Annotated in this window: 15 protein-coding genes; 1 reads left to right on the top strand and 14 read right to left on the bottom strand. The window is 44.5% G+C overall.

Annotated features, from left to right (window positions below; genetic code table 11):
• Positions 1 to 466: 466 nt before the first annotated feature.
• The 4 genes from nusG to pbp2a form a co-directional block, all read right to left on the bottom strand.
• Positions 467 to 1,003, bottom strand: coding sequence for a transcription termination/antitermination protein NusG (gene nusG / locus FZ954_RS09755; protein WP_005591544.1), 537 nt, complete (start codon positions 1,001 to 1,003; stop codon positions 467 to 469).
• 294 nt (positions 1,004 to 1,297) lie between these two features.
• Entirely contained in the window at positions 1,298 to 1,477 is a 180-nt protein-coding gene (gene secE, locus FZ954_RS09750; RefSeq protein WP_005592084.1) for a preprotein translocase subunit SecE, read from the bottom strand.
• 9 nt (positions 1,478 to 1,486) lie between these two features.
• Positions 1,487 to 1,639, bottom strand: a complete 153-nt coding sequence (rpmG, locus tag FZ954_RS09745) for a 50S ribosomal protein L33 (protein WP_015605910.1) — start codon at positions 1,637 to 1,639, stop codon at positions 1,487 to 1,489.
• 60 nt (positions 1,640 to 1,699) lie between these two features.
• A complete protein-coding gene (gene pbp2a, locus FZ954_RS09740; protein WP_148878227.1) occupies positions 1,700 to 3,922 on the bottom strand; it encodes a penicillin-binding protein PBP2A in 2,223 nt (740 codons plus the stop codon).
• Between the two features lie 151 nt (positions 3,923 to 4,073).
• Between pbp2a and FZ954_RS09735 the strand changes: the two genes are divergently transcribed.
• Positions 4,074 to 4,964 carry an RluA family pseudouridine synthase gene (locus tag FZ954_RS09735; protein WP_148878226.1) on the top strand — a complete coding sequence of 297 codons (891 nt, stop codon included), beginning with the start codon at positions 4,074 to 4,076 and terminating at the stop codon, positions 4,962 to 4,964.
• Positions 4,965 to 5,287: 323 nt separating this feature from the next.
• Here the strand turns inward: FZ954_RS09735 and FZ954_RS09730 are convergent, their stop codons facing one another.
• From FZ954_RS09730 to FZ954_RS09685, 10 genes are all read right to left on the bottom strand, one after another.
• Positions 5,288 to 6,481, bottom strand: coding sequence for an acetate kinase (locus FZ954_RS09730; RefSeq protein WP_148878225.1), 1,194 nt, complete (start codon positions 6,479 to 6,481; stop codon positions 5,288 to 5,290).
• 35 nt (positions 6,482 to 6,516) lie between these two features.
• A complete protein-coding gene (locus FZ954_RS09725; RefSeq protein ID WP_148878224.1) occupies positions 6,517 to 7,482 on the bottom strand; it encodes a class I SAM-dependent methyltransferase in 966 nt (321 codons plus the stop codon).
• Positions 7,483 to 7,562: 80 nt separating this feature from the next.
• Entirely contained in the window at positions 7,563 to 7,961 is a 399-nt protein-coding gene (comGG, locus tag FZ954_RS09720) for a competence type IV pilus minor pilin ComGG (RefSeq protein ID WP_148878223.1), read from the bottom strand.
• The gene (gene comGF / locus FZ954_RS09715) at positions 7,942 to 8,379 is read right to left on the bottom strand and encodes a competence type IV pilus minor pilin ComGF (protein WP_148878222.1); all 438 of its coding nucleotides are present in this window, start codon (positions 8,377 to 8,379) and stop codon (positions 7,942 to 7,944) included. Before comGF ends, comGG begins: the two co-directional genes overlap by 20 nt.
• Complete coding sequence (gene comGE / locus FZ954_RS09710) at positions 8,363 to 8,656, bottom strand: competence type IV pilus minor pilin ComGE (RefSeq protein ID WP_187418375.1); 294 nt, start codon at positions 8,654 to 8,656, stop codon at positions 8,363 to 8,365. The genes comGF and comGE overlap by 17 nt, the downstream gene beginning before the upstream one ends.
• Positions 8,622 to 9,056: a competence type IV pilus minor pilin ComGD gene (comGD, locus tag FZ954_RS09705; RefSeq protein WP_037586086.1), complete on the bottom strand. Its 435-nt coding sequence runs from the start codon at positions 9,054 to 9,056 to the stop codon at positions 8,622 to 8,624. The genes comGE and comGD overlap by 35 nt, the downstream gene beginning before the upstream one ends.
• On the bottom strand, positions 9,016 to 9,333 hold the full coding sequence (comGC, locus tag FZ954_RS09700) for a competence type IV pilus major pilin ComGC (RefSeq protein ID WP_005591535.1): 318 nt from the start codon (positions 9,331 to 9,333) through the stop codon (positions 9,016 to 9,018). The genes comGD and comGC overlap by 41 nt, the downstream gene beginning before the upstream one ends.
• On the bottom strand, positions 9,330 to 10,346 hold the full coding sequence (gene comGB / locus FZ954_RS09695) for a competence type IV pilus assembly protein ComGB (RefSeq protein ID WP_148878233.1): 1,017 nt from the start codon (positions 10,344 to 10,346) through the stop codon (positions 9,330 to 9,332). Before comGB ends, comGC begins: the two co-directional genes overlap by 4 nt.
• A complete protein-coding gene (gene comGA / locus FZ954_RS09690) occupies positions 10,294 to 11,235 on the bottom strand; it encodes a competence type IV pilus ATPase ComGA (protein WP_061910212.1) in 942 nt (313 codons plus the stop codon). Before comGA ends, comGB begins: the two co-directional genes overlap by 53 nt.
• An 85-nt stretch (positions 11,236 to 11,320) precedes the next feature.
• Positions 11,321 to 11,692, bottom strand: a complete 372-nt coding sequence (locus FZ954_RS09685) for a DUF1033 family protein (protein ID WP_148878220.1) — start codon at positions 11,690 to 11,692, stop codon at positions 11,321 to 11,323.
• Positions 11,693 to 11,810: the final 118 nt, after the last annotated feature.

The following is an 11,810-nucleotide window of genomic DNA, read 5'->3' as shown; positions in this document are numbered from 1 at the left end:
GCATTGGCAGAAAAGAATTTTGAAAAAATCAAAGAAATATTCCTGATTGCATAATTTGGGGCGAATTTGGGGCGAAACCTTAATAAAGCCTATTAAATCAATAGTATTTAATCCGTCTACCGCCTTTTTTATCGGTTTAAATCCGACTTTATACTAACCAAGAGGCTGGGACAAAAGTCCTAGCCTCTCAATTGTCTTTGGATTGTCGAGCAAGACGCAGTGGTTGAGTGGGCTCTACTAGGCTGATTTCATCAGCTTTTACAGCCCTACTAAACTGTGCGGAGGTGGGACGACGAAATCGAATTCTAACGAATTACCGATTTCTGTCCCACTCTCTTTTTTACGTCATTGGTCAAGTTTAATGAAGTGCAATGATACCAGGAGCACCAGCCTTTATCTAACAGCCAACACTGCTAACAAAAAAGAGCGGAAAATACTTTCCGACTCTTTTTTATGCATTCAAAAATTATAATTCAGCAATTTGGCTGAGGTTGACTTCTGCAACCGTGTCATTTCCAAACATAGAGATAATCATCTTGACCTTATTATTGTCAATTTCCGTGATTTTGCCAGTATAGTTAGCAAAGGCACCGTCAATGATGCGAACTGTATCGCCCACTTTGACGTCCAAGTCAAATTCTTGAACTGTTTGTCCCATAGAAATCAGAATGCTGCGGATTTCTTCCTCCAAAAGCGGAGTTGGTTTCGAACGGTTTCCGTGTGAACCCACAAATCCAGTTACGTTTGGTGTATTCCGCACGACAAACCAAGCTTCGTCCGTCATGACCATCTCAACCAATACATAACCTGGGAAGCGGTTTTCTTCGACTTCCTTGCTCTTGCCGTTTTTCTCTACTTGTACGGTCTGAGTCGGAATTTCCACGCGCAGGATATTTTCCAGCATATTATAGGTCTGGGCGCGCTGCAAGAGATTTTCCTTTACCTTATTTTCATAGCCTGAGTAGGTTTGCAGTACAAACCAGCCTTTATCAAAACTGTCCATGTTTTGTCCTTTCCTAAATAAAAAAGCCTAGGGCTTCTGCTTGATATCTAGCCTTATTATACCATAAAATCTAAAATTACAAAGCATTTTGGTAAATATTTTACAGACAAATGAGAGTGGGACAGAAATCGGTAATTCGTTAGAATTCGATTTCGTCGTCCCACCTCCGCACAGTTTAGTAGGGCTGTAAAAGCTGATGAAATCAGCCTAGTAGAGCCCACTCAACCACTGCGTCTTGCTCGACAATCCAAAGACAATTGAGAGGCTAGGACTTTTGTCCCAGCCTCATCTTTCTTATGAAAACATGTTGATTATGCGGAAGAGACCGCTGGCAACTACCTTATCAAAAATATAGATGACAACAGCAAAGAATGCTGTGTATTCCATTACGGAAAGGAAATCAGTCCATCTTTCTTTACGGGTAGGCCAAGTTGTATCTCGTAGCAAAACGAAAACATCTTTAATGAATTTCACAACTATCTCCTATCTGGTTTCTTTATGCAGCGTATATTTACTGCAGTGTTTACAATATTTATTCACTTCTAGACGCGTAGGTTTTGGAGTGCTACTAAGTTTGATTGAGTAGTTTCGCGACCCACAAACTGTACACGCTAGACTCGCTTTTTTTAATGCCATGACGCCTCCATTCCCCTTATTATAGCAGTTTTCTACTTCTTTGACAAGCTGTTTAGACGATTAATGGAACCAGCCAGTAATGGTATCCCAGAGATTTTTGGCTTTTTCAGTAATCCCAGACTCATCGATAGCCTTCTTGGCATCATCTACCAGGTTTTGCGCCCGCTCTTGGACATCTTTCAGGAAGTCTTTATTTTCGCTAGTCGTATTCGTTTGACCAGTACCGTAGGTATCGACTGGGGAAATTCCATTTTCTGCGTAAGCATTTTTCTGACCCGAGAAGGAAGTTCCTTCTGTATAAGGCAGGATGGTGTTGGCTACATTACGGAAAATAGCCGAAGCTTCATTGGCACTTGTACCAGTCAGATAGTGAGTTTCATCCGTCTTAGGGAAGCCCAGCCATTGGCTGATAACCACATCTGGTGTATAGCCGATGACCCACTGGTCTCCTGACAAATCAGGGTTAAAGTCAGTCTCTGTCGTTCCTGTCTTTCCAGCCATTGTATAGCCATAAGGAGCCGCATAGACTCCCGTTCCGTTTGAGAAGGTTCCCAGCATCATACTGGTCATCTTTTCTGTGGTTGAGCGATTGAGAACGCGGGTAGAAGTCTGCCGGTGGGTTTTGACAACCTGACCACTAGCATTTTCTATCTTGGTGATAAGATGGGCGTCATTCATAACTCCATCATTCGCAAAGACTGAATAGGCTTGGGCCATCTGAAGTGGATTGGTCGTCACGCCGCTTCCCAGAGCCACACCTAGATTCTGTTCTACCTTGTCCATATTAAGACCAAACTTTTTGCCGTACTCAAAGGCCTTGTTCACGCCTAATTCATCCACTGTTGAAACCGCGGGAATATTGAGGGATTCAGCCAAGGCTTGATACATTGGAACAGTCGGTGAACTTTGGATATTGCCGTAGTTATTAACCTTATAGTCACCAAAAACGGTCCGACTATTATCTAGTTCCTTATCCGTTGACCAGCCGGCTGCTATAGCTGGGCTGTAGGCCACCAAAGGCTTGATGGTCGATCCTGGACTACGAGCAGACTGAGTCGCGTAGTTGAAAGTCCGAAAAGCAGAGCCATCAGCACTGTTGACACGGCCAACCAGAGCCCGAACACCACCCGTCTTAGGATCCAGCGCTACGCTTCCGGACTCGGCCCGTGTCCCGTCTTCAGCCAGTGGGAAGAGATCGACATTGCTATAAATAACCTGCATGCTGGCTTGGTAATTTTGGTCCAATTCGGTGTAAATCCGATAGCCGTTGTTGACGATTTCTTCTTCCGTCAGACCGTAATCATTGACCGCTTCATTGATCACCGCATCAAAATAAGACGGGTAGCGATAGTCTTCTGACTTGCCTTCGTAGGCATCGACTAGCTGGCCTCCAATGCCAACCGTCGCAGCCTGATCCGCCGTCGCCTGATCAATGTAACCTGCCGCCACCATATTTTGAAGAACGGTGTTACGACGGTTGGTCGCATTCTCAATCGAATACAGGGGATTATATAGCTCTGGTCCTTTGAGCATACCAGCTAGAACCGCTGATTGATCCAAACTGAGCTGGCTGGCAGATACACCAAAATATTTCTTGCTGGCATCTTCCACTCCCCAAACGCCATTTCCAAAATAAGAGTTATTGAGGTACATGGTCAGGATTTCCTGCTTGCTGTATTTTTTGTTAATTTCTAAAGCTAGGAAAAATTCCTTGGCCTTCCGCTCAATTGTCTGATCTTGAGAAAGATAGGCATTTTTGGCCAACTGCTGCGTGATAGTCGAGCCACCACCCGAACGCCCCGCAGTCAAAATGGCCAGAAAGAAGCGACTATAGTTAATCCCGCCATTCTTATAAAAAGAACGGTCTTCTGTCGCAATCACAGCGTTCTGCAAGTCCTGACTAATCGCGTCTAATTCGACATAGGTTCCCTTTTGTCCAGACAAGCTACCCGCTTCATTTCCATCCTTATCATAGATCAAGGTCGTGGCTTTAAGAGCATTCTGCAAATCTTTGACATTAGTCGTCTTAGCTACATAAAAAAGATAGCCACCAACTACCAGACCAAAGGTCAAGCCGAGAATCAAGAATATCTTGGTCAGATGAAACCTGCGCCAAAAGCGGCGGAAGGGATGTTGAGACAGGGGCTTCTTCCGATTCTTACCAGACCGGCTATAGCTAGGCTCAGGCGTCTCGCCCTCCAACTCCTCAGCAACCTTCTTCTCAGGCTGATCCGTTTTAAACAAATTGACTAATTTTTCAAATATATCATTTAATTTCTTCATAAAACATATTTTATCACCTTATCCATGCAGACACAAGGCACGACTCTGCTACTTTCTACTCCTTTTAGCTTTCTTTAAGGAAATAGCAGGGCTCCTTTCCTCTTTCCAACGAAGCATTTCCAAATGGGCTAGTTTTTGCTACAATGAAAACATGAAATTTACTATTACCATCCCCGCAAGCCTGCCTCCGATGACTGTCAAAGAACTGCTAGAAGAGCAGCTGCTCATCCCACGAAAGATTCGTCACTTTCTCCGAACCAAGAAACACATTTTGGTTAACGGTGAGTCCATCCATTGGCAAACTTTAGTCAAGCCTGGTGACAGCATTCAACTAACTTTTGACAAAGAGGATTATCCAGAAAAAGAACTCCCCGCTGGCCTGCCTCATCTGGTCGAGGAGCTCTACCAGGACGAGCATCTCATCATCGTCAACAAGCCAAACGGCATGAAAAGTCACGGCAATGAGCCGACAGAAGTCGCTCTGCTCAACCATGTGTCAAGCTATGTCGGCCAGACCTGCTATGTCGTCCACCGACTGGACAAAGAAACCAGCGGCGCCATCCTGTTTGCTAAAAATCCCTTTGCCCTCCCCATTCTCAACCGCCTCTTGGAAAACAAAGAAATCTCCCGTGAATATTGGGCCCTTGCTCAAGGAAAATTTCCCAGCAAAACTATCGTCTACAAAGATAAAATCGGACGCGACCGCCATGATCGACGGAAACGACTCGTTGATCCGAAAAAGGGACTCTACGCTGAAACTCATGTAACCCGACTCAAGGACTTCGGAAAGACGACTCTGGTCAAATGTCAATTAAAAACAGGACGGACTCACCAAATCCGCGTCCATCTCGCCCATCACGGTCATCCCATCATCGGCGATCCTCTCTACCATCCTCAACCCCAAGGTCGCCTCATGCTCCATGCCCACCGCTTGACATTGACTCATCCGTTCACCCTGGAAACCATCAGCGTGGAAGCTCCGTCAGAGAGTTTTGAAGCAGAAATCAAACGGCACAAAAGCAAATCTAAAAAAGATAGCTAACCAGATAACCGATTCCCCAAGACTTATACTCCACATCGCCAACTAACCACAATTCTTTCAAAAGCCAGATTTTCCCCAAAAGACGATTTCCTACCGGACATCGTCTTTTTCTTCTCCTCTAGTTAGCAACTTAGCACGCTAGATACAAACAAGCATCTACCCATTCTTTATAGGTCATCTACCTTGTGCCAAATTGATTTCCAGTCCATACTTGACTATTAGTTCTTACTGCTGCAAGCTCCGACCCGCTTTGAATCATCCTATCTGACCAAAGAATAATCACAAAGTCACAAGAAAAAGCTCAGCTAGGCTGAACTTTTTGATTATTGATTTTTAAAGCGTTCTACATCACGCGCAATGACTAACTCTTCATCTGTCGGGATAACCAGAACTCTGACTTTAGCAGCTTCTGTTGAAATATCTCCTGTAGCACCAAAGAAATTCTTCTCTGGATCAACATCGCAGCCAAACCAAGAAATTCCTTCGATGACCATGCGACGGATGGTCACAGAGTTTTCACCGATACCAGCTGTAAAAATAATGGCATCTGCTCCATTTAAAACAGCTAAATACTGACCAATGTATTTTTGAATGCGATCCACAAAAATTTCATTTGCCAATTGTGCCTTTTCATCACCTGCACGCATAGCTTCATGAATATCACGCATATCGCTTGATTTCTCTGAAACACCCAACAGTCCAGATTCACGGTTCAGAATTCGACTGATATCTTCTGGCGTGTTAAAATCATCTGTATGCTGCATCAAGTATGGAATAATCGCTGGATCGATGTCACCCGTACGTGTTCCCATCATAACTCCACCAAGAGGAGTGAAGCCCATAGAAGTATCCACTGAGCGCCCCTTATCAACTGCTGTGATAGAAGCACCGTTTCCGATGTGGCAAGTGATGAGTTTCAATTCTTCAATCGGTTTACTTAAAAGTTTCGCAGCTTCATGGGCTACATACTCATGGCTGGTCCCGTGTGCTCCGTATTTACGGACCTTATTTTCAGTGTAGTACTTAGTTGGCAATGGGTAGCGATAAGCCTTTTCTGGCATAGTTGTGTGGAAAGATGTATCAAAAACAGCCACACTGGTAATGTCTGGAAGAATTTCCTTGAAAGCACGGATACCGTCAGCATTGGCAGGATTGTGCAAAGGAGCTAGCAGAGACAACTCTTCAATCTTTTCCAACACATCGTCAGTCACAAGAGCTGATTCTTTGAAATACTCGCCTCCAGCTACGACACGGTGCCCAACACCTGTGATTTCATCGTAAGATTGAATAATTTCAAATCGTTTCAAATCGTCCAATAAAATTTTCACAGCTTGTGTATGATCAGCAATATCTAAGGTTTGGCGTTCAGAACGACCATCAAATTTAACCGTAGAAATTGAGTCCTTGAGACCAATCCGCTCAATCAAACCTTTAGCCAGCACCTTTTCTTCTGGCATTGAATAAAGTTGCCATTTTACACTCGAACTTCCAGCATTAATAGAAATAGTTTTTGACATCTCGTCACCTCTTTAAGCGTTTTCAAACTATTATATCAGAAATTTGTTCGAATTTCACTAACTTTGACCCAGTTTTGAAAACTTTCACGAAACTTTAAGATTTCATCCTGACTCTGCAAGTCCTGCAAAGGGTAGATAAACGGCTGGATATCTGATTCGCCTTGTTTTCTCAGGACAAATATCGTCTTAGCGTTCTGCCGGCTCGCGAAAATCTTCTCTGGCAGAGAAATCATTGCCAAGAGCTGAGCGCTAGACAGTAGCCATTTTTTCAGCAGATGACTTTGAGGGCTCGTCAGCAGATTATTTGGCGCGAGAAAGATAGCATAGCCCCCCGGTTTCAAATATTTTAGCGATTGCTCCATCAAGAGATGATGGGCGTAAGTATGCTCGTCTGGACTGGCAACCTCATAACGAGCCGCCACTGCATCATCTGGATAATAGCCCACTGGCAAATCACTGACAATCAAGTCGCTTTCTTTCAGAACCTGAGGCCGTACCGCGTCTCCTTGAGCAAAGTGTGCCTTGGAATTCATGACTTCGGCAATGCTGGCAGACAAATCAATCAGCAAGTCGTCAATTTCTAGGCCTAGATAATCCATATTTTTTTGTGTGTGGTTGAGTAGAGTCTCCGCCAAATTCCCTGTCCCACTGCCGATCTCCAGCAAATCAATGCTCTTGTCTTGGGCCAACTGGTCAATCAAAAAACTCAGTAAGAAGCCGACCGAATCAGGTGTGAACTGATGATTGGCTTGGAGTGGCTCTGTCTGAGAAGCCTTCATGAAAATAAACTGATAAGCCCGACGCCACTCCTCCTTGGTCAAATGCAGGGCACGAAGTTTCTCATTATTTTTCAGAATTTCTTGTAATTCTGTATCTCCGTCCAGATAAATTCCATTCTGCTCAATCAAGGCATCGTAGAAATTGGTCCCCAGTGTATTTTGGATATTTTGCACGTTTTCTAAAAGTAGATGAAAAGCTCGTTCTATTTTTTCAAATTTCATGGCATCCTCCGTTGTCTTATGATACCAAAAAGAAGCCCTCTTTCCAAGGGCTATCGGATTACAAATCTTTTACATTTATATTAGTCGCTTCTCTTGCCAGTTGAAGGAGAGGGCACTTTAGTTTTTTTAGTATCTTTGGAGTCTTTAGCTTCTTTGTCCTTCTTCTCTGGCTCCTTTTTGCTCTCAAAATAGAAAGAATAGCTCTTCTGATTGGCGAGTTGGCTGCTGACTTCCAGCATGTTTCCCTGCCTGCGATAATGGGTGCTCCCTTGGTCGAAGGCTAATTGCCCGTTCTCCTCTGTGGCAGTCTCCTTGGTCAAAACAGCCAAGGCATAGGCTTCTGTCCGCTCCCGATTGGCTTGAAAGAGACGCTGATTGGCCACCTGCCGATTCAGATAAAATTGCAAGAGCAAGCTAAAGACAGCTGCCATGAAGAGGGCATAGAGCAAAATGCCTGCCTTAACTTTTATCTTGAACACGATAGATGTACTCTCTTTCTAAATTATTTTCAAACCGGAAGCGAAAGCGAACAAGGTCCCCCTCCTGACTGACCGGAGCAGCTTTAAGTCCATAGATCATGGGTTGATAGCCACGTCCCGAAGCATCCGTCTTGCGAAAATCATCACTCCGAGATTTGCCCAAAGCTATATGTTTGCCATCCTGTTTGACATAGATTTTGTCGTTTTCGACTCGGTCAAATTGGCTGCGCGATAGCTCCGTCTCCAACTGATCGACAAATAAGAGCCATTCCTGCTGCTTATTTTCCTGTTGATGTCGCAGTTCAAAAGCCAGAAGCTTGGTCATCGACTGAAAGACCAATATACCACCGCTCAAGACCAGCAGGGCGACTAGAGTCTCTAAAAGTGTAAAAGCTTTGATTTTAACGTTTTTTAACACTGAGCACCTTCTCCTCTTGGTGATAGACGGTTAATTGCTGGTCTGTTTTAACCTGGCGGACTGTAATGCCGTTGACCGTCAGATTTTCCTGTCCCGTCTGCATGGCCATCCGAGCAACCCGTAGGACTTCCTCCTCCTTCAATAAGCGAGTCTGTTCCTGCCGCGACTGACTAATCTGGCCAAGCAGGAGGCTGGCAATAGCCGCAAAAACCGCCATTGCCACCAAGGCCTCCAGCAAAATGCTAGCCTTCATTCGTCGTCTTTTTAAACTTTCCATTGCCCATATAAAGCTGGTAAACAACCTTTTTATCCTCCGTTTGAAAAACAATCTTACTGAGCGAAGAATTCCCGCCAGCCTGGTCAAACTGAATGGTCTGGGGAGCATGTTCCTGCAAAGTCTTGGGAAATTCTACTTGCTGATAGCCGTTGGAGATGTTGCGCTCCGAAATGGTCAATTTTATCTTTTCATGTCCAGCCACACTTAGCTTTTGGCTCTCCTGATAAAGATGCTCAAATTCCATGAAAAACAGCTGCTCCTGCACTTGATTGAAACCAGCCTGAACAGAGCCAGATAGACCTAATAAAATGAAACTGACCACAAATAAAGCCAAGAGACTTTCTAACAGCGTAAAAGCCTTAATCCGCAACTGTACGAGCTTCACTGCTGTTTTTTCCATAGTAGGCCTTATAGGATGCTACCTGCTTATCGGTAATCCGACCATCAGCAACCAATTTCCCTAGAGTGGCTTTTTCATTAACATTCTTCAATTCATAAAGCTCAGCCTGACTTTCTACGACCTTGACTACGGCCGCATTGCCCGTATCTGAAACAGCATCCTTCTGCTTAGTCAAATTCGGGACAAACAAGAGCATCAAGACGCTAATGATTAAAAGAACGACTAACATTTCCACCAGAGTGAAGGCTTTAACCTTCAAAGTTTTTAATTTTTTCATAATTGAATCTCCATATTCTGATAAATTGGCAGCAACATGGCTGCATAAAGTAAAACGATAACAAGGGCGACAAAGACAAAGACGAGAGGCTGAATCAAATTCATGGCACGATTGATTCTCAGGAAAAACTCTTCCCAAGTCTTTTCGGCATACAATTCCAATTCGTCACCCAACTTGGACTTGACCTCACCATATTCGATGATCAAGGCCAACTCTTTCTTAAAGAAGGGATAAGTGCCGACCTTCTCGGCATAGCCTTGACCCGCACCTAGAGCCATCTCCAAGTCTCGCCCCAGCTCCTGAAAGAGCTGAGAAGGCTGGTCCTGCATGATGAGGAAGATCTGGCTCAATTCCAGCCCTTGCCCAATCATATTGCCCCATTCACGCGCATAGTAGGCCGTCAGATAGGCCCGCACTAAGGTGCCAACAAAAGGAAACTTGGCCAAACGGCTGAAAAATCTCATCTTAGAGCTCTTGCGATAATAGAGCCAGCCGCCGCAAATCAGCAAGCAATTCACCAGAACGCCTCCCAGAAAGATCTGCGGTAGATAATGAATGAACTGAGTAGCCATATTTTGACTGTCCAACTGGGGCAGGAGATAATTACGCAAGCCCAGCATGATCAGTACTAGAAACCCAAGCAGCATCAGGGGATAAGTCCCCACCTCAATCAATTTCTTACGGACTTTCGAAAGATTTTCTAAATAATCTTCGATTTTACCCAAACTAAGATTTAGATTTCCGTGCAACTCAGACAAAGATAGCTGGGTGACCACATTATCTGAAAAACCTAAACGCTTCATAATCTGGGAAAATGACTGGCCAGCAGCCAAACCCGAACGCATTTCCGCGACATAGGCCTCCTCTAAAAGGGCACTCCGCCGTAGGAAATCGACAATCTCCGCAAGATGGAAACCGCTGGTAAATAGATTGCGGAACAGCTCGATAATTTTCTTTTGCTTAGGCGTAGATAATTTTTTCCGCCTGCCTTTGATCAGCTGTGATATGTCCATCTGCAAAAAGCTGGTCAATCTGCTGGTTCCAGAGACTGGCTTCGTGCTGTTGATAGTCTTGGTTGACAAAGTCGATCACACCTCCTCCCCCGATTAAGCGCTGGTAACAAACGCCCTGTAGTACCATACGCAGCTCGTCTTCACTGACACCTAGCTCTAGCAGGCGCTCATACACTCCGCGAATGCTCTTAGCATGGATGGTTGAAAAGACCGTGGCTCCTGTCAAACTAGCCCTTACCACCGCTCGGGCCGTTTCTTGGTCGCGGATTTCCCCGATAATCAAGAGATCCGGCCTGTGGCGCAGAGACAGCTTGATGAGACTGTCATAGGTCATCCCGATAGTTTCATTCAGCTGAAGCTGGAGCATATTTTCCTGCTTGATTTCCACAGGGTCTTCGATAGACATGACCTGTTGTTGGCCAAATCTCATCTGAGCCAGCTGGTGCATCAGCGTCGTCTTTCCACTGCCAACTGGCCCTGAAAAGAGATAAAGGCCGCGAGAATTTACTTTTTTACGAAGATCAGGCAGATTGTCAAACCAGAAACGCAGCTCACGCTCCTCATCGTGTAAGAGCCGAATCACCAAGCTCTCATAGCCACGGTAATCGCCGACAGTTGATAGACGAAGCGAGACCGTCACATCTCCACAATCATAATCGCAGGAGCCTAGCTGGCTGCGCCGCTTCTCTCCGACATTCATGCCTGAGACAAACTTAAAATGACTGATGACTGACGACAGTAAATCAAAATCATAGGTTTGAATAAAACGCCGCTCATCTCCCACCCGCATATAAAGCTCATAGCAGGAACTCTTGGGAATCAGATAGATATCTTGAGCCGCCTCCTGCCTGGCCAATTGAATCATTTCCTTTGCAATTTTTTGAACCATAAGTCCTCCTCACCTTACTATTCGCACAAAATGAGAAAAAATAAAAAAAGAATGAAGAAATTTTCTCCATTCTTTGATTTCTATCCTACCTAGCTCGCACCTTAATTTTGCAAATACGGTGTTTTTCAGTAGCATTTTGCTTGCGGTAGCCTGGACGATACTTGCTCTTGGGGACCTTACTTTCATTTTCTAACAAAAGCAGGGAGTGGTATTGCTGAATATCTTCATTGCACTCCTCACACCAACGTTGATCGGCCGGATCCCAGAAAATCGTCATAAGATCACTGCGGCTTTTATAAAATGGAGATGCTTCAGACATCTCTAGCCAGCGGTGTTTATAGTATTTGAGGGCGGTGTAATAATCATCGAAATACCTTTTTTCAATGATATCGTCCTCCCAACCGTCTAAAAACCACCAGGGCTCATAATCGCCATACATTTCTATTACGCTGTACATACCTGTCCCCTTTTGTATCCTATATTATATATAAATCTCTTTGATAATGAAACTATTTTGCTCGTGGGCGCTATAATAGTTCGTTTCTCATCAAAGAAAGGCAAAGAAACAAAAGGGA

The sequence above is a fragment of the Streptococcus sp. Marseille-P7375 genome (assembly GCF_902460365.1).
Taxonomy (GTDB): Bacteria; Bacillota; Bacilli; order Lactobacillales; family Streptococcaceae; genus Streptococcus; species Streptococcus cristatus_I.
This window is presented reverse-complemented; position numbering and strand designations above follow the sequence as displayed.